This window comes from Lysobacter sp. 05T417 (assembly GCF_056396405.1).
The window spans coordinates 322,316-344,733 of record NZ_JBFTLK010000003.1 but is presented as its reverse complement, the minus strand read 5'-3'; the positions used below and the strand labels follow the sequence as shown (position 1 = coordinate 344,733).

Sequence of the window (22,418 nt, the reverse complement as noted above, 5' to 3'; positions counted from 1 at the left end):
CAGGCGATTGGACCTCCATGAAGATATTGATTGTTGCCTACGAGTTTCCGCCCAGCCCGTCCCCGCAATCGCTCCGCTGGATGTACCTGTCGCGCGAACTGGCGCGCCTTGGGCACGAGGTCCACGTCCTGACCGCCGATATCGCGTCCCATGGCGGTGCGTTGGCCGTGCCGGACAACGTGACCGTGCATCGTTCGTGGGCAGGCCCCGTCCGTGGCCTGGTGGCGATGCTGGCAAAGCGCAAACAGGCACGGATGGAGCTTGCGCCCGCGTCCGTCCGCGTCGACGAACCGGCGCCCGCGGCGGCGACGCCGTCAGGCCTCAACTGGAAGGGGCGGCTGGTCGAGCGCGTCCAGAAGGTTGCCGAGCACGTCGTATTTCCGGACCTTCGCGGGGAATGGAAATGGGGCGCGCGGCGCCGCATGCGCGAACTGCTGCGTGCTCTCGGACCGGACGTGGTGATCAGTTCGCATGAGCCTGCGACGACCCTGGAGCTGGGTCTGCACGCGTCGCGCTCGGGTTACCGCTGGGTTGCCGATCTGGGTGACCCGGTGTTGGCCGCATACACGCCAAGGCGCTGGAAGCGCCGGGCCAATCGCATCGAAGCGGCAACGTGCCGGCGCGTCGACCTGTTGCTCGTGACCAATCAAGGCGCAAGGCAGCTGATGGTCAAGCGCCACGGCATCGACGAAAAGCGCGTGCACGTGGTGACGCAGGGATTCGAGTCCAGGCCCGCCCCCAAGGCAGGCCGCGCGCGCGATGGCAATCGGGTCGAGGCGCTCTATACCGGCAGTTTCTACATGTTCCGGCAGCCGGACCAGCTGCTCGCCGCCGTGCTGGCAACACCCCAGGTCCGGCTGAGCATCGCTGCGATTCAGGTGCCAGATGTCGTCCGCGAATATGCGGCCCGGTTTCCGGACACGATTCGGCTGCTCGGGTTTCTTCCACACGAGCGGGTATTGGAACTGCAGCAGGAATCCGATCTGCTGGTCAGCATCGGCAACGAGGATCCCGCCCAGATACCGGGCAAGTTCTTCGAATACCTGGGCGCAGGCAGGCCCATTCTCCATATCAGCCAGCACGTCGCCGACGACGAGGCTGCCTCGATCCTGAGGGACACCGGCCGCGGCTGGGTGACGGAGAACGGGGAGGCGGCCATTGCCAGCGCCCTGGCCACCATCGTGGCGTCCAACGCCTTGCGCGACGGGGCGGACGAGGCTTCCAGCCCGATATTGCAGTACAGCTGGGATAGAATTGCCGGTCGCCTCGATCGCCTGCTGTTTCCTGATCCTGAGCCCCGTCCAGCCTCGTCCGCAGGATAAGGCGGGACCCCTGTAACCCCTTCTGGCGGAGTGCCATGTCCGATTCAAGCTCAAAAGCGCGGAAGCCCCACCTGGCGACCCTCGCCATCCACGCGGGACAGGCTCCCGACCCCAGCACCGGTGCGGTGATGGTGCCGATCTACGCCACTTCGACCTACGCGCAGAGCAGCCCGGGCGAGCACCAGGGGTTTGAATACTCGCGCAGCCACAATCCGACCCGTTTCGCGTACGAGCGCTGTGTAGCCGGCCTGGAAGGCGGCAGCCGCGGCTTCGCGTTCGCCTCCGGCCTGGCGGCGACCTCCACGATCCTGGAAGTGCTCGATTCGGGCGCCCATGTGATCGCCATGGACGACGTCTACGGCGGTACGTACCGCTTGTTCGAGCGCGTACGGCGCCGCTCGGCCGGTCTTGATTTCAGCTGGGTCGACCTGACCGACCTCGACGCTTTCGAGGCCGCCATTCGCCCCGAAACGAAGATGGTCTGGATCGAGACGCCGACCAATCCGCTGCTCAAGCTTGTCGACGTCGAGCGCATTGCCACCCTTGCACGCAAGCGCGGCCTGATCGTCGTGGTCGACAACACGTTCAGTTCGCCGATCCTGCAGCGCCCGCTCGAGCTGGGCGCGCACATGGTCATGCATTCGGCGACGAAGTATCTCAATGGCCATTCCGACATGGTCGGCGGCATGGTCGTCGTCGGCGACGATGAAGCGCTTGCCGAGAAGATGACGTTCCTGCAGAACGCGGTTGGCGGCGTGCAGGGTCCGTTCGACAGTTTCCTTGCGCTGCGCGGACTGAAGACGCTCCACCTGCGGATGAAGGCGCACTGCGAGAACGCGCAGCTGCTGGCCGAATGGCTGCAGGGCCACGCCGCCGTCGAGAAAGTGATCTATCCGGGACTGGCATCGCATCCTCAGCATGAGCTGGCCAAGCGCCAGATGGATGGCTTCGGCGGAATGGTCAGCATCTACCTCAAGGGCGGAATGGACGCTGCCAAGCGCCTGTGCGAACGCACGGAGCTGTTCACGCTGGCCGAATCGCTGGGTGGGGTTGAGAGCCTGATCAATCACCCGGCCGTCATGACGCACGCCTCGATCCCCGCCGATCGCCGCGCGCAGCTGGGTATTGGCGACGGGCTGGTGAGGTTGAGCGTGGGTGTCGAGCACCCGGACGACCTCCGGCAGGACCTGGAGAATGCACTTGTCGGCTGATTTCGAACCGCTGGGCGCCGGCAACGCGGGGCGGTGCCCGTGAAGCAACATGGTCAGGCCCCTACCAGTCCGCTCGGTCTGGTCAGGTCACTGCGCAACAACCGCGAGCTCATCCTCGCATTGACCCGGCGCGAAGTCGCAGGGCGGTACCGCGGCTCGGTGATGGGCCTGCTCTGGTCGTTCCTGTACCCGCTGCTGATGCTGGCGGTCTACACGTTCGTCTTCTCCGTGGTGTTCAAGTCGCGCTGGCCCAGCGGTGGCGGCTCCAAGGCCGAGTTCGCCCTCGTGCTGTTCACCGGCCTGATGGTGTTCAGCGTGTTCTCCGAGTGCGTGAATCGCGCACCGGGGCTGGTGCTGAGCAACATCAACTACGTCAAGAAAGTCGTGTTCCCGCTGGAGATCCTCCCAGTGGTCAGCCTGCTGTCGTCGTCGTTCCACATGCTGGTCAGCACGCTGGTGTGGACCGGCTTCTACCTGATCTATTTCGGTACGCCGCCGCTCACCGCGTTGTTGCTTCCGGTGGTGCTTGCGCCGCTGGCATTCTTCACCCTTGGTCTGACCTGGATGCTGGCATCGCTCGGCGTTTACCTGCGCGATGTGGGGCAGGTTGTCGGCGTGGCCACCACGGTGTTGTTGTTCATGTCGCCGGTGTTCTACGCGATCGATTCGCTGCCTGAAGCCTATCGTCCGATCATGCGGGCCAATCCGCTGACAGCGACGATCGAGCAGGCGCGCGACGTGATGATCTGGGGTCGCGGACTGGACGTCGGCACCTGGCTGGTGATGCTGGTGGTGGGCGTGATCGTGGCGTGGCTGGGTTACGCCTGGTTCCAGGGCACCCGCAGGGGGTTCGCAGATGTCCTCTGAGAACGATGTCATCCGCGTCGACCGGGTCAGCAAGGCCTACCTGCTGTTCGACACGCCCCGCAAGCGCCTCCAGCAGTTCGTCGTTCCGCGCCTGCAGAAGATGGTGGGTGCGCAACCGTCGCGCTACTACAACGAATTCAACGCCCTTTCCGACATCTCCTTCGTCGTCGGGCGTGGCGAGACCGTCGGCATCATCGGACGCAACGGATCGGGCAAGTCGACGCTGCTGCAGATCATCTGCGGCACGCTCGCACCTTCGGAAGGGACGGTCGGCGTCCGCGGCCGCATCGCCGCTCTGCTTGAGCTGGGATCGGGATTCAACCCCGAATTCACCGGGCGCGAGAATGTCTACCTCAATGCCGCGGTTCTTGGTTTGAGTTCGCAGGAAATCGACCGCCGCTTCCCGGACATCGCGCGTTTCGCCGACGTCGGCGACTTCCTCGACCAGCCCATCAAGACATACTCCAGCGGCATGGTCGTCCGCCTGGCCTTCGCCACCGCGATCCATGTCGATCCCGACATCCTGATCGTCGATGAAGCGCTGGCGGTGGGCGACGTCGCATTCCAGCAGAAATGCCTCGACCGCATCCGCCAATTGCAGCGGAAGGGCGTGTCGATCCTGCTGGTGACGCATTCGACAAACGCCCTCCTCGAATACTGCGATCGCGCCATCTTCCTCAAGCACGGCAACCTGGTGATGGACGGCGAGTGCCGCGACGTCGTCAAGGCGTATGCCGACGATCTCGTCAGGGACGAGGGCGGCGAGGTCACGATGGTGCAGGTCGAACCCATCGAAGACGAGCAGCCGGCACCGGTGGACGAGCAGGGTCGCACGGCCGCAGTGGTTGCCGCCGAAGAGGTCGACCTGTTGCGAACCTCGCCGATCATCGCCGAGTCGATTTCGCTGGTCGATCATTCCGGGGATCCCTGCACGACGGTGCCGCACGCCGACCGCCTCAGGGTGCGGATCAAGGTGCGCGTCAACGAGGCGATCCAGGAGCCATGTTTCGGTATCCAGCTCTCCAGCGTCGATGGCATTTCGCTCTGGAGCGCGACGACCCAGCTGATGGGCATCGTGGTGCCACCGCTCGATCGCGGCACTTACGTGCTTGAATGGGATCTGGGCACGCCGTTCTCCGGGAATCGTTACGTCATCGCAATCGGCGTCGGCCTCATCGACAACGGCGAGTACCGGCGCACGCATCGCGTGAGTTATGCGGGGCACTTCGACGTGTTGGCAGAGCCTCATACCGGCGCAGGATGGCTGGCGCCTTCGCCGATTTTTTCGGCGCCGGTGGTGGTCGGGCAATGACACAGGATCAATCGAACAAATCCGTGCGCGTCCTCGCCCACGGTTGGTACGGCGCCGGCAACGTCGGCGACGAGTTGCTGTTGCGCACGCTGGCGCAGTGGTGTGAAGAGGGCGGCGCCCGGGTATCGGTGCTGAGCGTGGATCCTCAACACACGCGCGACATGCATCGCATCGAGGCGGTCGACGCCAATGATTTCCCGGCGGTTGCCAGGGAGATGAGCGAATCCGACCTGTTCGTGCTTGGCGGCGGCGGGCTTTTCCAGACGCACTACTCCTTTACCACGGCGACCCTCTACTCCTATGGGCCGGGCGACATCGCCTCCTACGCGCGGCCTGCACTCATGGCGCGGCAGATGGGCGTGCCGGCCCTCATGTGGGCGCAGGGTGTCGGGCCGCTGGCGGGCGCGCAGGCGCGCGCCATTGTCCGGGATGTCTATTCCGACGCGGCATTTGCCAGCGTGCGCGATCACGTCTCCAGTGACCTGCTGCGCGCGATCGGTGTTGACCGTGACGTGGTGGTTGCGCCTGATCCGGTTTGGGCGATGCCCCTGGTCGACGAGGGCACCACGTCAAAGGGCAAGCGTCGCCTCGGACTGGTGATGCGGCCCTGGGAACTCGGCCCGGGCTGGGAAGACCGTTTCACCAGGGCTGTGCGCGCCACGGTCGATCCCGCGGTATTCCGCCTGGTGTGGATCCCGTTCCAGACGGGCGAGGCCCCGGGACTGGCTTCGGACCTGCCCCTGCTGCGTGGCCTTGCCGCCCGCCTGGGTGGCTACGATCACGAATTTGCCGACACGCGTGGGCTCGACTCTGCCGTAGCGGCGGTCGCCGGCTGCGAACGGATCGTGTCCATGCGGCTGCACGCCCAGATCCTCGGGTTCAAGCTGGGGCGGCCAACGCTGTGCGTCGAATACGACGCCAAGATGGAGCGGGCTTCGGAACAGGCGGCGATGCCTGCCAATGGGCGGATCAAGCCGGGTTCGCCGCAGGAAGTCTGGGACCGTTCGATGGCGGAACTGCTGTCCAGCCAGGCCCTGATCGCTGACCCGTCCTGCGTCGCGGCCGCCGCCAGTGCGGCGCTGTCGCACCGGGAGGTGCTGCATTCCGCGATCGAATTCGCGCGCGCCAAGCCGGCACCCGACTGGAACAGCCGCGACTTTGACTGGATGGGAACCTGGTCTGCCGGCTGGCTCCAGGGTCTGATCGCCGAGCGCGACAACACCATTGCGTGGCTGCGTGATCAGGCGGGGCAGCGGGAAGGTTCCGCTGAGCAGGCCAGGCTTGATCTTGCGCACCTGGAAAGCGCCATGGCCGAGGCGGAGCGGGCGTTGGCCCTGGCCCGTGCCGAGTGCCTTTCGCTGCATCAGCTGCAGGAACAGGTGGATGCACTGACGCAGGCGGTGGACGAGTCCGATCGTGCGCGGATCATGCTCTGCCATGAGCTGTCGCGGCGAAGCCAGGTCGTCGAGAACCTGACCGGCAAGGTCGCGATCCTGCGGGGTGAAAAGCGGGTCGCCGAGCGCGAAAGAGCCGCGGCCGAGGCCGCCCTGGCGACGAGTTCCCACGAGCTCGGGCAGATCACCGGAAGTCTGTCGTGGCGTATCACGCACCCGATCCGGTTTGTCCGCGCGCTGGTCGTGCTGCCGATGCCCGAGCGCAAGCAACTGGTCTACAGCGCCCTGCGCTCTGCCTTCTGGGCACTGCCAGCGCCGATTCGGGACCGCTTCGAAAGCATTCGCCAGAAGGTCGGCGCACGTCGCGCGCGAAGGGCCGTGGCCGCCGCCCGCGCAACTTCCGCCGAGTGGATCGGCCTGGCCGTATCCGCGCCGAAGATTGCCATAGTTCCCAGTGCGTTCGAATTCGACGAGCTGGCCAACCAGCGTCCGATCAACCTGGCCAAATACCTGGCCGCCCGTGGTTATCTGGTGGTGTTTGCCGCCTGGCAGTGGTCGCGTGAGGAGCAACTGGGCAAGTCGGACACGATGGTGTTCCCCGGAATCTGGCAGGTCGATCTGTACTCGCTCATCGACCACGTCGACGCGCTGGAGCAGCGCAGGGACCGGGACTCCGTCTACTTCCTGACCCTGCCCGCGCCGCAACTGGTTGAGCTGCACGCGCCGTTGCGCCGCAAGGGCCTGGCGGTGGTGTACGACATCCTCGACGAATGGGAGGCCTTCAACGCCGTCGGCCAGGCGCCGTGGTTCTCGGCCGAGCACGAGCACGAAGCAGTCCTCGCCGCAGACGCCGTGACGGCGGTATCTCCCCCGCTGGTCACCAAGTTCGAGCGCTTGCGCTCGGACATGCATGTAATCGGAAACGGCTACACCGCCGCGACCCTGGGGCTGGACAACAAGTTCTGCAGCGCTGAAGTCGACCGCCAGGCAGAGCAGCCCTGCATCGGCTATTTCGGGCACCTGACCGATGCGTGGTTCGACTGGCAGGTCGTGCTCGCTGCCGCCCGGAAAATGCCTGATTGCCGTTTCGAAATCATCGGATACGGCACTCCGGACTGGGTCCAGCGGGCCGCGACCGACCTGCCGAACCTGGCCCTGCTCGGCAAGGTTCCGCCCTCGGAACTGTCGAAGTACGCCAGGAACTGGCATGTCGGACTCGCACCGTTCAGGCCCGGCCCGCTGGCCGTGGCCATCGATCCGATCAAGGTTTACGAATACATCTACCTGGGGCTTCCGACCGTCTGCACCGGTATCCCCCATCTGGCCCTGCTGCCGGGTGTCGCCGTCGTGGATGGCGTGGACGCGTTCGTCCAGGCCTGCCGCGACAAGTCGCGTGCGCCGGTCGACTACGACGCGCTGGAGCGTTGCCTGGACGGTACGACCTGGGAGGCCAGGTTCGATTCGATGATGAAGGTCGTCGACACGACCGGCCTCAGGGGGCTGTATGTCGCATAGGGTCTGCTTCGTTTACCAGTGGGCGACCTACGGCGGCGTCGAGCGCGTGTTTCTCAATCGCGCGCAGGCGTTCGCGGCAGAAGGGATCGATGTCGATATCGAAATCTTCTACGGGGCCGACGGTGGTGGCCTGGCCGCTTTCCAGCAGACCATCGGCGACCTGGGACTGGACGACAGGATCCGGGTGGTCCCGGTGTTCAATCCCGGTCGCTACGAGACGACGTTCGTCATCGACTCGCCCGCCCTGCTGCCCGATCGCCTCGACGACTCGACCCGATGGGTGGTCGAATGCCATACGCCGTACGCGCAGAACCGCGAATACCTCGCACGGTTGCCCGAAGGCGTCGCGGAGGTGCTCGTGCCTTCGCACACATTCGCCGAGACGCTGCGCAAGGAGCGTCCGGAGATCGCCTCGCGCATTCGTCTGCTGCGCAACTGCGTATCGCCGGCGCGCGTCGACCAGGTGCCCAATCTTCCTGCCTGGAAGCAGCAGCCGCTGTTGTACTTCGGCCGCCTGGACGAGCTCAAGAACCCGCAGGGATTCCTCGACCTGATGAGCGAGCTGGAGCGACGCCAGCCGGGCCGCTACGTCGGCGTCGTGGTCGGCCCGGAAGTGCACGATTACGGCATGGCGCGACGGATCGAGCTGGCAGGCATGCGCGGGCGTGTATTCCAGATGCCACCGCTGCCTTTCACGCGAACGGGCTCCTTCCTCGCCGCCTGGCGCGAGCGGCAGGGCGTGATGATCTCGCCTTCGTTTGGCGAGTCGTTCGGCCTGGCCGCCGCCGAGAGCATCGCCGCGGGCGTGCCGGTGCTGCTTTCGCAGTTGCCGGAGCACGCCGAACTGGTGGCCGGCGACGAAAGGCACCTGTACCAGCCTGGCGACGTCGCTGCCGGCGCCGACAAGATCGAGGCGATGCTGGCGGACTACGCCCAGGCGTCGCAGCGCATGGAACTGCGTGCCCAGTCGTTCAACAGCGAGGCATTCGTGTCGGACTGGCAAAGCATGGCCCGCGGCGTCGAACCAGCGACAGGCGCCCGCAAGGAAATCAATGAGGAAGTCGGTTCGTGACTGAGAAGAAGAAGATTCTGGTGGTGGTTGGCACGCGGCCGGAAGCGATCAAGATGGCGCCGGTGATCCTGGCGCTGCGTGAGCAGGAATGGGTCGAGGTTACGGTCCTGGCGACCGCGCAGCACCGGCAGATGCTCGACCAGGTCATGACCGCATTCGGAATCGAGACGGACATCGATCTGAACCTGATGCGTCCGAACCAGTCGTTGACCGAATTGACCGCGCGCATCCTGCAGGGCATGGACGAGGTGTTCAGCGAGCGCGAGTTCGACGCCGTGCTGGTGCAGGGCGACACGACGACCGTAATGGCGGTCGCGCTGGCGGCCTTCTATCGGCGCATCCCGGTGGGCCACATCGAGGCCGGCCTGCGGACGGGAGACATCAGCAACCCGTTCCCCGAGGAAATGAACCGCGTCGTTGCCGGGCGCCTCTCGCGCTGGCATTTCGCGCCGACCCAGAGCGCACGCCAGAACCTGATTCGCGAGGGCTATCCGGACCAGGCCGTGCACGTCACCGGCAACACCGTCATCGATGCGCTGATGACCGTGGCCTCACGCGACCTCGATGTGGGCGTTGACCTGCCGGACGACCGCAGGCTGGTGCTCGTCACTTCGCATCGCCGCGAGAATTTTGGACAACCGCTGCGCGAAATCTGCCTGGCGGTCCGCGACCTGGTGGAGAAGCATCCGGATATCCATGTCCTGTTCCCGGTGCATCCCAACCCGAACGTGGTTTCGACCGTCAACGAAATACTGTCCGGGCATCCGTCGATCACGCTGACTTCGCCGCTCGACTACCTGCCTTTCGTCGCGGCGATGAAGCGCGCGCACCTGATTCTGAGCGACTCCGGCGGCGTGCAGGAAGAAGCCCCCGCGCTCGCCAAGCCGGTGCTGGTGCTGCGGCGTGAAACCGAAAGGCCCGAGGCGGTCGACGAAGGCGTGGTCCGCCTGGTGGGCGCGGACCGGGCCGCCATCGTTGCCCAAGCCAGTGCCCTGCTCGACGATCACCGCGCCTACGCGGCGATGGCCAGGGGCGTGTCGCCCTACGGCGACGGAAATGCATCGCTGCGCATCGTGAACATCCTGAAGGAAGGCCTGTCCGTACAGGCCGCAGTGCCGGCGTGATACCAGCCGGTGAACATGTTGCAGTGACCGTCCCATCCTCCGAGGCCAGGGCATGACCACTTCCGAAACCGGTGGTTCGGCAAATGATCGGCCGGCGCGCAGCCGCTGGGTGCGCGAAACGCTGAAGGTGGCGGTGTCGGGCGTGATGATCGCGTTGCTGGCGTACTGGGTCGACTGGTCGTCGGTACTTCAGGCGCTGGCCCGGGCCGATGTCGCCGACCTGATGGTCGCGCTGGCATGCATCGCCGTCACCGTGCTGCTCGCAGCGTGGCGCTGGTCCTGCTGCGCGCGTGCCTCCGGCATCGAGTTGCCCATGTCCTTCTACGTGAAGGCGACGTACTCGGCACTGTTCGTCGGGCAGTTCCTCCCGGCGGGGCTGGGAGTGGACGCCGCACGCCTGGCGTACTTCATGCACCGGCGCGCCCGGCTGGCCCATGCGCTGCAGTCGCTGGCGCTGGATCGCGTGATTGGCGTGGTCAGCGTGATTTTCGTCCTGGCCGTCGGCCTGCCGATCATCTGGGATCGCCTGCCGCACGCGCTGCGCCTGTTCGGGCTGGCCCTCATCGCCGCGACGATCGGTGGAATCCTGGTCATCGTCCTGCTCGGCTGGATTCCCTGGCTGCGCACCTATGCCGGCACCGGCAAGCGTCGCAAGCTGATCGATCTCGCCCTGGCGGTTCGGGCGAGCGTCGTCTCGATGCGCTCGGTGGAAGCGTTCCTCATCAGTTGCGCGATCTACTGCCTGATGATCCTGGGCGTGTACTGGATCGCGCGTGCGATCGGCGTGGAAGTGGCCTACCTGCAGTTGCTGGCCATCGTCGCCATCGCCATGTTCGTGTCCCTGCTGCCGGTTTCGGTCAATGGCTGGGGTGTGCGCGAGGGGGCCATGGTCGCAGGCCTGGCGGTGCTCGGCGTCGGCAAAGGGCCGGCCCTGGCGATCTCCCTCTTGTTTGGATTTGCCAATGCCCTTGTTACCATCCCGGGGGCGTTTGCCTGGTATATCAGGCGGAAACGGAACATCGCGGATCAGATACCAGGAGCAAGTGCGTGAGGAAGTATTTCTATCGGCTGCTGTCGAACTATATCCGCCTGTATGCGCGCCCATCGGACCGGGCCATCGAGATCGATGCCGTGTCGCCGGAACTCGGCGAGGCGTTGAGCAGTGTCGAGAAAATGGCCAGCGCGGGTCTGCAGGCATCGGACGTGGACTCGGCCGACTATCTGATCTTCAACGGCAACCTGCATTTTGAAGAAGACGTGCAGGCCTATCTCGGGCGCGTGCGCTCGGTTGTCCAGGACCGCACGCGGCTGCTGATTGTCACCTACAGCGCGCTGTGGCGCCCGGTGATCCAGGCTGCCACGGCGCTGGGACTGCGGCGCAAGACGCTGGAGTCGAACTGGCTGGCCAATGCCGACATCGAGAACTTCCTCAAGCTGACCGATTTCGAGCTGGTCCGAAGGGACTCGCGCGTGATCATGCCGTTCTACGTGCCGCTGCTTTCGACGCTGATCAACCGCTACCTCGCACCGCTCCCGGTCGTCCGTGCGCTGTCGCTGGTGAACGTCTACGTGGCGCGGCCGGTCCCCGTGGCGCAGACCGGCCGTCCATCGGTGTCGGTCGTTGTCGCCGCGCGCAACGAGGCCGGCAACATCGACAACATCATTTCCCGCGTCAAGGCGATGGGGCCGGATGACGAGTTGATCTTCGTCGAAGGCGGATCTTCAGACGACACCTGGGAGCGCTTGCTGCGGGCGAAGGAAGAGCATTCCGACCGGCAGATCCTGGTTGCCAAGCAGGACGGCAAGGGCAAGGGCGACGCTGTCCGCAAGGGCTTCGCGATGGCTAGCAAGGACATCCTGATGATCCTGGATGCCGACCTGACCGTGCCGCCGGAAGATCTCCCCAAGTTCTATGACGCCATCGCCAGCGGCAAGGCCGAGTTCATCAACGGCTCGCGCCTGGTCTACCCGATGGAGAAGGAGGCGATGCGCTTCCTCAACATGCTGGGCAATCGCTTCTTCGCCAGTGCGTTCTCCTTCGTGCTCGGCCAGCGGTTCAAGGACACGCTGTGCGGGACCAAGGTGCTCACGAAGGAGAACTACGATCGCCTGGCCGCGAACCGGTCGTACTTCGGCGAGTTCGATCCCTTCGGCGACTTCGACCTGATCTTCGGCGCATCGCGGATGGGCCTGAAAGTGATCGAGGTGCCCATCACCTATCGCGAACGCACGTATGGCGAGACCAACATCTCGCGCTGGCGCCACGGCGCCATGTTGCTGGTGATGCTGGTGTTCGCCAGCCGCAAGCTGAAGTTCATCTGATGGTGACCCTGGCCGGGGGCGGGCAGGTATCCGGGGCTCTTCCGCACGTCGGGCAGAGGCGGGTCGAAACCGCCTCGGTCCTGGCAGTGCTGGTCGTTTCCCTCCTGCTCAACGCCTGGCTGCCACTGGCCTATCCGGCGGTACCGGTCTCCGATTTCGGCGGCATCGTCGAGTTCGCAGCGCTGATTGCCGACCAGGGGCCGTTTGCCCACGGCTGGTACTGGAATCTGTTCAGCGCCGGCACGCCGACCCTGCTGTCGGTGCCGCTCGCGCTGAGCAGCGGCGACGATGCCGCGGTGGCTCGCGTGGCGACGGTGATCGTGCTGACGCTCGTATCCGTGCTGCCGATGCTGCTGCTGCGAGGCGTGGTTCCGCTGTGGGCACGGCTGACCATCTCGCTTGCTATCGCGCTGATGCCGGCGCGCGTCGTGTTCTCCGGAGTCATCGCCCAGGACAACTGGGTGCAATTGCCGGTCGTGGCGCTTGCCTGCCTGGCGGTGCGCAACTACTACGGCCAAGGGCGCGGATATCCGGCCTGGAGCGCAGTGTTGTGGTGCCTGGCGCTGTATGTGCGCCAGGAGATGCTGGTGGCGACCTTGCCACTGGCATTGCTTGCGGCATGGCCTCTGCGCGCTGAGCGAAAGGGCAGGGCCGTGGTGATCTTCGCCGCCGTCGGCGTGATCCTCACACTCGCCGCAGCAGGTCAGCGCCAGGTCGCCAGCGGCGATTTTTCGTTGACTTCGCGACATGCCGGTGTCTCGATGCTGGGGTCCTACGTGCCGGGTGCAGGATTTGGCTGGATCCCGTATGACGACTACGTCGCCAGCCACGCGCCCGAGCTGGTGGGCGATCCGGAGCGCCTTCGCCACCAGGCAAGTCGCATGGCGATGGACGAGATCAAGGCACGCCCTGGCTTCCACCTGGTGCGACGCCTTGGGGCAGAGCTGGATACCGCCACCGGGCGTGACGCATCGCTGCAGTACTGGGCACTGGCTGCCGGCGACCCGTCCGGCGCCAAGCGCAGCGAGGAGCAAGAGGCGGGAGCATCGAAGCTGTTCGCCGCTTTCGTTTCCCCGATCATCGCTTCGACCATCCTGCTTCATGCACTCTTCCTCGCGGCGGCGTTCGTGGGTTTGCGCACCCGCGACAAGGCCCTGATCGCACTGTTGCTCGCGGTGGGCCTCAAGGCAGGAATTCATTTCGTCTTCGCCGTGCAGGCGCGGTTCTTCCTGGTCGTGTACGTGCTCGAGGCAATCGCCATCGGCCTTGCACTGGTCCGCCTCCAGCAAGTGCCGGCGCTGCGACGTTCAACGGCCATCGCCGCCGTGGCTGCCCTGGTTCCGCTGGCGTTCGCGGTCGCAAATCTTCCCAGGCTCGGCGGCTGGGTCGAGAAGCAGGAGGCGGCCTGGGCAAAGAACGCCAGCTGGGTGTTCCCCGCGAACCAGTCAAAGGCGATCGTCGTGTGCAAACTTGCAGGCGGTCGCGTGCGTGCCGATGACCGCACGGTCTACTCCTTTGTTGTCGCGCACGACGATCCCGAACCCGGCGAATTCAGCGAGCTGCGCTGCAAAGTGTCGCCCGGCGCTGGCGAGTCGTCAGTGGTGCTCGAGGTCGAGGACAAGTACGCAGCGGGCGGATTCCCTGACCGCATGTTGCAGGTCGTCACCCTGGATGGAGTGACACTGCTCCGCCACGACATCGCCGCCGAAGCAGGCAATGGCTGGTGGTCCCAGGTCATTCCGCTGCCGGCCGGCCAGACCCGCGATCTGCGCATTCGCATCGAAGGCCTTCGTCCCGACAAGGGCCCGGCGTGGGGAAATGCAGCGGAAACGTCGGTGCGGTTCAAGTCCGGGCAATAGCCCGGATCAGGCGACGGGTTTGCTCAGTACGACCAGCATGCGAGTGGCAAACAGTGCCGGCACGTGGTCGAGCAGGGCATCGAGCCGGCGCATGGCCGGATAGGCGCCGATCGGATAGAGCTGCGGTTTGGAATAGCCACCGGTCGCGACATAGGAAAGCTGCGAGTAGTGCTGGATGCGTTCGACACGCAGTCCTTCCATGCTGACCTGCGTTTCCCGGAAAATCCGCGACGCATTGCCCTGGGCCGCGTAGTAGTCGGCGTCGGCAGGGGTCCAGCCCTCCGGGGCCAGCCAGGTAATTTCGTCACGCAGCGCGATTGGCTCGTGGTGAAAGGCGCCGAAAACCACCTTGCCCAGTGCGCCCATCGACGGTTCGTAGATGAGGATCCTGCCCCCGGGACGCAGAACCCGGTTGAGCTCGCGCAACGCGGTGCCCGGGTAGCGCAGGTGATGGAATACGTCGAACAGGATCAGGTTGGCGACGGACTCATCGGCGAAGGAGAGGGCGTACGCATTCTCGGTCTGGTCGAGCCACGGGTTCGCAAACAGGTCCGTCCGCAGGCAGCCGGGAATGACCTCCTTGATGTTGCCGATTCCCGATCCAACCTCGACCACCAGGCCCGGCAGTGGAGCCAGTTCCCTGGCGATGGTTTCGTGGATGTCGCGGTAGACCAGGCGAAGCAGCGGCTTGGCCTGCCATGCAAGAAGGTTGCTGGATATTTCCTGGTCGTGCCTCGATATATCGCTCATGGCTGCCCTGGAAAGTTGCGGAGGAACTCAGCCTGGCTTGACGCCCTTGATGGTCCAGGTCGGTTCCAGGTAGCGATGCGCGAATGCGCGTTTGTCGCCCGACAGGGCCGATTCGCTGTAGGCGGCCATGAACGACTCGCCGTACTGCGTGAACGCGCGGATCAGTTCGCGCCGCGTGAACCACGACAGGCCGCTGTTGACCAGCATCCAGTCGACCTTGCCACACGCCTCACCGAACAGCGTAAGCGCGTTGGCGGGGTCGTCGTCGCCGTGCTCGAAGGTGACCAGAAGGTCGTTGAGCTCCATCTGCGTCGCGTAGTGCGGCGCGGAAAGATGCTCACCCATGTGGTGATAGGGATCATCCCAGCCTTGCAGCTGGCGCTTGAGCTCCCGACCTTCCTGCCGGCTCAGCAACGTCATGCCGGCAATGCGGAAATGGCCGTCCGCAATGACCTGGTGGATGCTCTCCCTGTTGGGGACCTGGAGGACGAACGTGCCGCCAGGTCGCAGCAGTCTGGCGGCAATGGCGATCATCGAATCGGGATTGCCGACGTGCTCGATCACATCGCTGCACAGGATCAGGTCGAACGTCCCCAGCGCGCCCAGGTCGCAGTCGAGGATGTCCAGGCACTTGATCCGGTCGCTCTGGGCTCCCATGTTCAGCCGGGCATATTCGGCCAGCGCAGGATCGATTTCGATGCCCACTGCGTCGCGGCCGGCAGCGGAAAATGCGCGGATCGTGCCGCCCTGGCCGCAGCCGATGTCCAGCACCCGCTTGTTGCGGCCGCCGGTGATGGAATCAAAGCGCAACCGGACCTGCTCGCCGCGGCGGTTCGTCGACAGCGCGTAATCGATGTAGAGGCGTTGGGTCTCGCTCAGGCCGGACAGGAACGAATCGAGGCTGTCGGCGCCGTTCTCGGCCCCAAGCCGGTTATCGCCCAGGTAGCGCGCGCAGAATTCCGGGCTGATCTCGTAACGTTTGGCCAGTCCGGCTGCCAGATCCTGAAGCGTCATCATCGTCAAACCAGTCCCCATCCTGTGGCCGCCGTGACCATCTCACCCAAGAGTACACAACGAGGATGGCGCCGAGCGCCGCCCAGGCGCCACGCCGGGACCGGCGTGGCGCGTTCTCTCGGGATGGTATCCTGAGCGGCCGTTGCACCGCCACCTGCCAGGGCGGCGCCCGCCGCCGGCCCGCGCCGCCAAGGCGAACGCCTGTAGCCGGTCGATCAGCGGGACCATTCGAAGAAGGCCAAGACCAAGAACATGATGAAGCGCGCACTCATTACCGGCGTTACCGGACAAGATGGAGCTTACCTCGCCGAGTTTCTGCTGGAGCGCGGCTACGAGGTGCACGGAATCAAGCGTCGCGCATCTCTGTTCAATACCGATCGCGTCGACCATCTGTACCAGGATCCGCACGAAGAGAATCTGCGTTTCATTCTTCACTACGGCGACCTGACCGACTCCACGAACCTTATCCGGATCGTGCAGCAGGTCCAGCCCGACGAGATCTACAACCTCGGTGCGCAGAGTCACGTCGCGGTCTCGTTCGAAAGTCCGGAATACACCGCCAACAGCGATGCGCTTGGCACGCTGCGCCTGCTCGAGGCCATTCGCATCCTCGGCCTCGAGAAGAAGACCCGTTTCTATCAGGCCTCGACCTCCGAGCTGTACGGCAAGGTCCAGGAGATTCCGCAGCGGGAGACGACGCCGTTCTATCCGCGCTCCCCGTATGCGGTCGCCAAGCTGTACGCGTACTGGATCGCCGTGAATTACCGCGAGTCCTACGGGATCTATGCGTGCAACGGCATCCTGTTCAATCACGAGTCGCCGCTGCGCGGTGAAACGTTCGTGACGCGCAAGATCACCCGCGCGCTCGCCCGCATCCACCTGGGCCTGCAGAAGAGCATGTTCCTGGGCAACGTCAACGCGCTGCGCGACTGGGGTCATGCCCGCGACTACGTCGAGATGCAGTGGCTGATGCTGCAGCAGGATGTCGCCGAAGACTTCGTCATCGCCACCGGCGTGCAGCACTCGGTGAAGGAATTCGTCGAGAAGGCCGCCGCGGAGCTCGGTATCGGCGTCGAATGGCGCGGTACCGGCGTCGACGAAGTGGCCGTGGTGGCCTCGGTCAGCGGCGAGTCGGCCGTCGAAGTCGGCCAGCAGATCGTGGCAGTCGATCCGCGCTATTTCCGTCCCGCCGAAGTGGAGACCCTGCTGGGCGATCCGACCATGGCCAAGGAAAAGCTCGGCTGGGTTCCGCGCACGACGTTCGCCGAGCTCGTCCGCGAAATGGTTGCCGAGGACCTCAAGCACGCACGCCGCGACGCCCTCGTCACCGAGGCCGGTTACCGCGCCTACAGCTACCACGAGTGAGATGATGGATCCTGCTTCCCGCATTTATGTCGCCGGGCACCGTGGCCTGGTCGGTGGCGCGATCGTGCGCCGGCTTGAGCAGCTCGGGTATGGCAACCTCCTGGTTCGCACGCACCGGGAAGTGGACCTGACCAACCAGGCGCAGGTCGAAGCCTTCTTCGAGCGCGAGCGCCCGGAGTACGTGTTTCTGGCTGCCGCCAAGGTCGGTGGCATACACGCCAACAATTCCTACCCGGCCGAGTTCATCCGCGACAACCTGATGATCCAGGCCAATGTCATCCACTCGGCATGGCAGCAGGGCGTCAAGAAGCTGGCCTTCCTCGGTTCGTCGTGCATCTATCCGAAGCTGGCGCACCAGCCGATCGCCGAGTCGGAACTGCTGACCGGCCCGCTGGAACCCACCAACGAGTGGTACGCGATCGCCAAGATCGCCGGCATCAAGCAATGCCAGGCGTACCGCCGCCAGTATGGTTTCGATGCGATCTCGATCATGCCCACCAACCTGTACGGTCCGGGCGACAACTTCGACCTGCAGAACTCCCATGTACTGCCGGCGATGATCCGCAAGTTCCACGAGGCCAAGCAGCGCGGTGAGTCGGAAATCGTCATCTGGGGCACCGGCACGCCGCGACGCGAATTCCTTCACGTCGACGACATGGCCGACGCCACGGTGTACCTGATGCAGGAGTACAGCGGCGACGAGCCGGTGAACGTCGGCGTCGGTGACGACCTCACCATCCTGGAGCTGGCGCACATGGTCCGTGACGTGGTCGGTTTCGAAGGCGAGATCGTCAACGACCTCAGCAAGCCCGACGGCACTCCGCGCAAGCTGCTCGACGTCAGCCGGCTCAACGGGTTGGGCTGGAGCGCGAAAATCGCGCTGCGCGATGGCATCCGCGATACGTACGAGTGGTTCCAGAGCCACGTCGGAGAAGTCCGCGTCTGACCAGCGATCCGCTGGCGCCTTAAACACCGCGACGCGGCGCCCAATGGGCGCCGCGTTTTTCTTTGCTTACTGGGCGAGCGTTGCCTGCAGTTCCGGCAGCAGCTGGAACAGGTCACCGACCAGCCCGATATCGGCAATCTCGAAGATCGGCGCATCGCCGTCCTTGTTGATCGCCACGATCGTGCCGGCGTCCTTGATGCCCGTCAGGTGCTGGATCGCGCCGGAGATGCCGACGGCGATGTAGAGCTCCGGCGCAATGATCTTGCCGGTCTGGCCGACCTGCAGTTCGTTGGGCACATAGCCGGCATCGACGGCGGCGCGCGAGGCGCCCACCGCGGCGCCGAGCTTGTCGGCCAGGTCGTAGACGATCTTGAAGTTCTCGGCCGAGCCGACGCCGCGACCTCCCGACACCACGCGCTTGGCGCTCTGCAGGTCGGGGCGATCGGACTTGCCGGCGGCCAGTCCGACGAATCGGGTGTGGCCCGGCAGCACTGCCTCGACGGCCAGCGATTCGACCGGGGCGCTGCCGCCCTTGGCCGCTTCCGGCCAGGAAGCGGTACGAACGGTGGCGACCACCGTGTGGTCGCTCGGCGCTTCGACCGTAATGATCGCGTTGCCGGCATAGATGGGTCGCTTGAAGGTATGGCTGCCTTCCACCGCCATCACGTCCGACACCTGGGCCACGCCGAGCAGCGCGGCGACGCACGGCATCAGGTCCTTGCCGAAGGTGGTGCTGGGGCCGAACACATGGCTATAGCCGGCGGCGGCCTTGGCCACCTGCGGAGCCAGCACCTGGGCGATGGCATTGGCGTTGGCGGCATTGGCGACGGCCAGGACCTTGCCCACGCCGGCAATCTGCGCGGCCTGCGCGGCGACGGCGGCCGGGTCGGCGGCCAGCACGACGACGTCGATGGATTCAGGCTTGAGCGCCTGCGCGGCGGACACGCACTTGGCGGTCGATGCGTTGAGCTTGCCGTCCAGGTGTTCGGCGACGATCAGTACCTTGCTCATCACAGCAGCCCCTTTTGCTTGAGTGCGGCGACCAGTTCGGCCGCGTCCTTCACCATCACGCCCTTGCTGCGCTTGACCGGCGCGGCGAAGTGGGTGGTCTTGAGCGTATCGCCGGTGTCGACGCCGAGGTCGGCGAAGGCGATGGTTTCCATCGGCTTGCTCTTGGCCTTCATGATGTCGGGCAGCTTGATGAAGCGCGGCTCGTTGAGGCGCAGGTCGGTCGTGATCACGGCCGGCAGATCGACTTCCAGCGTTTCCAGGCCGGCGTCGACCTCACGGGTGACCGTGGCCCTGCCGTCGGAAACGTCCAGCTTCGAGGCGAACGTCGCCTGCGGCCGGCCCCACAGCGTGGCCAGCATCTGGCCGGTCTGGTTGGCGTCGTCGTCGATCGCCTGCTTGCCCAGGATGACCAGGTCCGGCTGCTCCTTCTCGATCAGTTTGAGCAGGGCGCGGGCCGCGGTCAGCGGCTGGATCGGGGCATCGCTGACGACGTGGATGGCGCGGTTGGCGCCCATGGCCAGGCCGTTGCGCAGGTGCGCCTGGGCATCGGCCGGGGCGATCGTGGCGACCACGACCTCGGTGGCGATACCCTTGTCGCGCAGGCGCAGGGCCTCTTCCAGGGCGATTTCATCGAAGGGGTTCGGCGACAGCTTGACGCCGTCTGTGACCACGCCGGAGCCGTCCGGCTTGACCTGGATGCGGACATTGAAGTCCACCACGCGCTTGTAACCGACGAGAATCTTCATCGTGCGGGGGTTCCTGTGGGGTTTGCGCGGCCAAAGGGCCGAGAACCTCCAATTCTAGCCGAGAGCTGGCCCCCTACGCAGGCGCATGGCGCATGGACATTGGGGGGGAAGGCTTGCCCCCGCTTGGCGCAGCCGCAGGCCCTGGGAGGCGTCCGGCGCGATCCGCCAGGCGGGTGTCCGGTATCCTTGGCGGCCAATATCGAACTCCGGAGCCAGGATGCTTCACCCTGTAGTTCTCAGCGGCGGGAGTGGATCCCGACTGTGGCCCCTGTCGCGGCAGAATCAGCCCAAGCAGTTCCTGTCCCTGATCGGCGATCGCTCGCTGTACCAGGAGACCGTCCTGCGCGCCAGCAAGCTGCCGTTGGCGCGGCCGCCAGTCACGGTCTGCAGCGAGGACCACCGGTTCATGGTCGGCGAACAACTGCATGCCATCGGCATCGGCAGCGGCGGCATCCTGCTCGAACCGGTCGCCAGGAGCACGGCGCCGGCGATCGCCCTGGCGGCTCTGCACGTACTGGCCAGTGACAGCGACGCGACGATGCTGGTCATGCCGGCAGATCACCTGATCGATGACGAAGCGGCATTCCGCGTGGCTGTTTCGGCCGCCGATGCGCTGGCGGCAGATGGCTGGCTGGTCACCTTCGGAATCACGCCGGATTACGCGGAGACTGGTTACGGATACATCCTGCGCGGGCAGTCGCTGACCGCGGACGGCTACCGGGTCGAGCGTTTCGTCGAAAAGCCCGACCTGCCGACCGCCGAACGCTACGTGTCCGAAGGCACCTACGCCTGGAACTCCGGAATGTTCCTGTTCAAGGCGAGCAGCTATCTGGAAGAACTCGCACGGCATGCGCCGGCGATCTTCGAGGCGGCGTCGAGCGCCTATGCCGCCGCGGTGACCGACCTGGATTTCATCCGGGTCGACAGCGCAGCGTTTTCTTCCAGTCCCAGCGATTCGATCGACTATGCGGTCATGGAGAAAACGGACCGCTCCGCAGTCGTGCCGGTGAGCTGTGGCTGGAGCGATATCGGTTCGTGGTCCTCGCTGTGGGCGGTGGCCCAGCGCGACGATCAGGGCAACCGACATGACGGCGACGTCATTTCGATCGACACCACGGGAAGCCTGGTGCGTGCCTCGGATCGTCGCCTGATCGCGACCATCGGCGTCGAGGACCTGGTCATCATCGACACGCCCGACGCCACCCTGGTTGCGCGCAAGGACCGGGTCCAGGACGTCAAGACGATCGTCGATCGCCTCAAGGCGGCCGGTCGCCAGGAGCACCTGTTCCATCGAAAGGTTTACCGCCCGTGGGGCAGCTACGACTCGATCGACGTGGGCGAGCGCTTCCAAGTCAAGCGCATCGTGGTCAAGCCCGGCGCGGCGCTGAGCCTGCAGAAGCACCACAAGCGGGCCGAGCACTGGATCGTCGTGTCCGGCGTCGCCGAAGTCACGTGCGATGACAAGGTGTTCGACCTGCATGAAAACCAGAGCACCTACATCCCGCTCGGCAGCGTGCATCGCCTGCGCAACAACGGCAGCGAGCCGGTCGAGCTGATCGAGGTGCAGTCGGGCAGCTACCTCGGCGAGGACGACATCGTCCGTCTCGAGGACGTTTACGGACGATCCTGAGGCAGCCCCGGGCGCTCAGATGGCCGGCGCGCTGCTGCGCAGCGTGTCGGCCAGCAGCGCGGCGAAGCGGTCCGCGCTGCCTGCGGCATGCGCGAAGAACAGCGACGGTTCGCACAGCTCCAGCTCGAGCAGGCGCGGGCTGCCGTCGTCGTCGCGGATCAGGTCGACGCGCGCATAGGTCAGCGGGGATTGCAGCTGCAAACTCGCCGCCGCGGCGGCAAGGACGTTCTCCGCCAGCGCCAGCTCATCCTTGCCTGGAATTCGCGCCGTGATCTCCTCGGCGGCAAACAGATGTTCGGTTGGGCCTTCATCGCGCTGCAGCAGCGGTCCCTTGCGGATGGCGTGGCTGAAGCGGCCCTCGAAATACAACAGCGCGGTTTCGCCGTCACGGTCGACCGAGGCCAGGTACGGCTGCAGCATCGCGCTGCGGTCGGCCTCAAGCAGGCGCGCGACATGGTTGGCCGCAGCGAACTCCTGCTCGCGCGAGTAGCGCTGCGCGTCGCGGGACCCGGCCCCCACCGCTGGTTTGACGACGAACTCCGCCGCATCGGGATGGGCGGACAGAAATGCCTGCAGCGTTGGCAACGGGTCCATGTCCGGCTCGACGAAACGCGTCGCGACCACGGGCACGCCGCGTTCGGCCAGGGCGGCCAGATAGTGCTTGTCGGTGTTCCAGGCGATCACCGGCAACGGATTGAGCAGCTGGCTGTGCGTGGACACGCGCCCGCACCAGTCGAGGAACTCGCGCAAGCGCTCGGTGTAGTCCCAGGGCGAACGCAGCAGCACCGCATCGAATCGCGACCAGGCGACGGACGGGTCGTCCCAGGCGCGGACCTGGGTGGCGATGCCGGCGCGCGCGCAGGCGTCCAGTAGCGGCACGAGGTCGTCGTCCAGGGCGGCTGCAGCGATGGCGGTGACGAGGGCGAGTCGTGGCATGGATCGAAGTCTAAAGGCAGGG

At 65.4% G+C, this 22,418-nt stretch carries 18 protein-coding genes; 13 read left to right on the top strand and 5 right to left on the bottom strand.

The annotated features are described in order from the left end of the window. Positions 1–17: 17 nt before the first annotated feature. The 10 genes from AC1DER_RS07510 to AC1DER_RS07465 all read left to right on the top strand — a co-directional run bounded on the left by AC1DER_RS07510 (position 18) and on the right by AC1DER_RS07465 (position 13,998). Positions 18–1,322 carry a glycosyltransferase gene (locus tag AC1DER_RS07510; RefSeq protein WP_477247026.1) on the top strand — a complete coding sequence of 435 codons (1,305 nt, stop codon included), beginning with the start codon at positions 18–20 and terminating at the stop codon, positions 1,320–1,322. Between the two features lie 35 nt (positions 1,323–1,357). After that, complete coding sequence (locus tag AC1DER_RS07505) at positions 1,358–2,533, top strand: cystathionine gamma-synthase (protein ID WP_477247028.1); 1,176 nt, start codon at positions 1,358–1,360, stop codon at positions 2,531–2,533. A gap of 39 nt (positions 2,534–2,572) precedes the next feature. Continuing rightward, complete coding sequence (locus AC1DER_RS07500; protein ID WP_477247030.1) at positions 2,573–3,400, top strand: ABC transporter permease; 828 nt, start codon at positions 2,573–2,575, stop codon at positions 3,398–3,400. Further along, entirely contained in the window at positions 3,390–4,712 is a 1,323-nt protein-coding gene (locus tag AC1DER_RS07495; RefSeq protein ID WP_477357809.1) for an ABC transporter ATP-binding protein, read from the top strand. Before AC1DER_RS07500 ends, AC1DER_RS07495 begins: the two co-directional genes overlap by 11 nt. Continuing rightward, positions 4,661–7,621 (top strand): polysaccharide pyruvyl transferase family protein, encoded by a 2,961-nt coding sequence (locus tag AC1DER_RS07490; RefSeq protein ID WP_477247034.1) that lies wholly within the window; start codon positions 4,661–4,663, stop codon positions 7,619–7,621. Before AC1DER_RS07495 ends, AC1DER_RS07490 begins: the two co-directional genes overlap by 52 nt. Next, positions 7,611–8,693, top strand: a complete 1,083-nt coding sequence (locus AC1DER_RS07485; protein ID WP_477247036.1) for a glycosyltransferase family 4 protein — start codon at positions 7,611–7,613, stop codon at positions 8,691–8,693. Before AC1DER_RS07490 ends, AC1DER_RS07485 begins: the two co-directional genes overlap by 11 nt. Beyond that, positions 8,690–9,817, top strand: a complete 1,128-nt coding sequence (gene wecB, locus AC1DER_RS07480; RefSeq protein ID WP_477247038.1) for a non-hydrolyzing UDP-N-acetylglucosamine 2-epimerase — start codon at positions 8,690–8,692, stop codon at positions 9,815–9,817. The genes AC1DER_RS07485 and wecB overlap by 4 nt, the downstream gene beginning before the upstream one ends. A gap of 52 nt (positions 9,818–9,869) precedes the next feature. Beyond that, complete coding sequence (locus tag AC1DER_RS07475; RefSeq protein ID WP_477247040.1) at positions 9,870–10,868, top strand: lysylphosphatidylglycerol synthase transmembrane domain-containing protein; 999 nt, start codon at positions 9,870–9,872, stop codon at positions 10,866–10,868. Beyond that, on the top strand, positions 10,865–12,139 hold the full coding sequence (locus tag AC1DER_RS07470; RefSeq protein ID WP_477247042.1) for a glycosyltransferase family 2 protein: 1,275 nt from the start codon (positions 10,865–10,867) through the stop codon (positions 12,137–12,139). The genes AC1DER_RS07475 and AC1DER_RS07470 overlap by 4 nt, the downstream gene beginning before the upstream one ends. An 86-nt stretch (positions 12,140–12,225) precedes the next feature. Then, positions 12,226–13,998 (top strand): hypothetical protein, encoded by a 1,773-nt coding sequence (locus tag AC1DER_RS07465; RefSeq protein WP_477247044.1) that lies wholly within the window; start codon positions 12,226–12,228, stop codon positions 13,996–13,998. Between the two features lie 6 nt (positions 13,999–14,004). Here the strand turns inward: AC1DER_RS07465 and AC1DER_RS07460 are convergent, their stop codons facing one another. Both AC1DER_RS07460 and AC1DER_RS07455 read right to left on the bottom strand, forming a co-directional pair. Further along, entirely contained in the window at positions 14,005–14,748 is a 744-nt protein-coding gene (locus tag AC1DER_RS07460) for a methyltransferase domain-containing protein (RefSeq protein WP_477247046.1), read from the bottom strand. Positions 14,749–14,775: 27 nt separating this feature from the next. After that, on the bottom strand, positions 14,776–15,762 hold the full coding sequence (locus tag AC1DER_RS07455; protein WP_477247048.1) for a class I SAM-dependent methyltransferase: 987 nt from the start codon (positions 15,760–15,762) through the stop codon (positions 14,776–14,778). Positions 15,763–16,017: 255 nt separating this feature from the next. On the opposite strand from AC1DER_RS07455, the gene gmd reads away from it, so the two are divergent. Next, positions 16,018–17,127, top strand: a complete 1,110-nt coding sequence (gene gmd, locus AC1DER_RS07450) for a GDP-mannose 4,6-dehydratase (RefSeq protein WP_477247050.1) — start codon at positions 16,018–16,020, stop codon at positions 17,125–17,127. Positions 17,128–17,131: 4 nt separating this feature from the next. Next, entirely contained in the window at positions 17,132–18,073 is a 942-nt protein-coding gene (fcl, locus tag AC1DER_RS07445) for a GDP-L-fucose synthase (RefSeq protein WP_477247052.1), read from the top strand. 66 nt (positions 18,074–18,139) lie between these two features. On the opposite strand, the gene AC1DER_RS07440 is transcribed toward fcl, so the two are convergent. Both AC1DER_RS07440 and AC1DER_RS07435 read right to left on the bottom strand, forming a co-directional pair. After that, on the bottom strand, positions 18,140–19,084 hold the full coding sequence (locus tag AC1DER_RS07440; RefSeq protein ID WP_477247054.1) for an electron transfer flavoprotein subunit alpha/FixB family protein: 945 nt from the start codon (positions 19,082–19,084) through the stop codon (positions 18,140–18,142). Beyond that, positions 19,084–19,830 carry an electron transfer flavoprotein subunit beta/FixA family protein gene (locus AC1DER_RS07435; RefSeq protein ID WP_477247056.1) on the bottom strand — a complete coding sequence of 249 codons (747 nt, stop codon included), beginning with the start codon at positions 19,828–19,830 and terminating at the stop codon, positions 19,084–19,086. Before AC1DER_RS07435 ends, AC1DER_RS07440 begins: the two co-directional genes overlap by 1 nt. Positions 19,831–20,047: 217 nt before the next feature. Between AC1DER_RS07435 and AC1DER_RS07430 the strand changes: the two genes are divergently transcribed. Further along, complete coding sequence (locus AC1DER_RS07430) at positions 20,048–21,460, top strand: mannose-1-phosphate guanylyltransferase/mannose-6-phosphate isomerase (RefSeq protein WP_477247058.1); 1,413 nt, start codon at positions 20,048–20,050, stop codon at positions 21,458–21,460. Between the two features lie 15 nt (positions 21,461–21,475). Here the strand turns inward: AC1DER_RS07430 and AC1DER_RS07425 are convergent, their stop codons facing one another. Beyond that, on the bottom strand, positions 21,476–22,396 hold the full coding sequence (locus tag AC1DER_RS07425) for an ATP-grasp domain-containing protein (protein ID WP_477247060.1): 921 nt from the start codon (positions 22,394–22,396) through the stop codon (positions 21,476–21,478). Between the last annotated feature and the right edge of the window lie 22 nt (positions 22,397–22,418).

Coding starts and splice junctions, on each gene's coding strand:
- AC1DER_RS07510 (WP_477247026.1), top strand. CDS start 18: ATGAAGATATTGATTGTTGCCTACGAGTTTCCGCCCAGCCCGTCCCCG.
- AC1DER_RS07505 (WP_477247028.1), top strand. CDS start 1,358: ATGTCCGATTCAAGCTCAAAAGCGCGGAAGCCCCACCTGGCGACCCTC.
- AC1DER_RS07495 (WP_477357809.1), top strand. CDS start 3,390: ATGTCCTCTGAGAACGATGTCATCCGCGTCGACCGGGTCAGCAAGGCC.
- AC1DER_RS07490 (WP_477247034.1), top strand. CDS start 4,661: ATGGCTGGCGCCTTCGCCGATTTTTTCGGCGCCGGTGGTGGTCGGGCA.
- AC1DER_RS07485 (WP_477247036.1), top strand. CDS start 7,611: ATGTCGCATAGGGTCTGCTTCGTTTACCAGTGGGCGACCTACGGCGGC.
- AC1DER_RS07475 (WP_477247040.1), top strand. CDS start 9,870: ATGACCACTTCCGAAACCGGTGGTTCGGCAAATGATCGGCCGGCGCGC.
- AC1DER_RS07460 (WP_477247046.1), bottom strand. CDS start 14,748: ATGAGCGATATATCGAGGCACGACCAGGAAATATCCAGCAACCTTCTT.
- AC1DER_RS07455 (WP_477247048.1), bottom strand. CDS start 15,762: ATGACGCTTCAGGATCTGGCAGCCGGACTGGCCAAACGTTACGAGATC.
- gmd (WP_477247050.1), top strand. CDS start 16,018: ATGAAGCGCGCACTCATTACCGGCGTTACCGGACAAGATGGAGCTTAC.
- fcl (WP_477247052.1), top strand. CDS start 17,132: ATGGATCCTGCTTCCCGCATTTATGTCGCCGGGCACCGTGGCCTGGTC.
- AC1DER_RS07440 (WP_477247054.1), bottom strand. CDS start 19,084: ATGAGCAAGGTACTGATCGTCGCCGAACACCTGGACGGCAAGCTCAAC.
- AC1DER_RS07435 (WP_477247056.1), bottom strand. CDS start 19,830: ATGAAGATTCTCGTCGGTTACAAGCGCGTGGTGGACTTCAATGTCCGC.
- AC1DER_RS07430 (WP_477247058.1), top strand. CDS start 20,048: ATGCTTCACCCTGTAGTTCTCAGCGGCGGGAGTGGATCCCGACTGTGG.
- AC1DER_RS07425 (WP_477247060.1), bottom strand. CDS start 22,396: ATGCCACGACTCGCCCTCGTCACCGCCATCGCTGCAGCCGCCCTGGAC.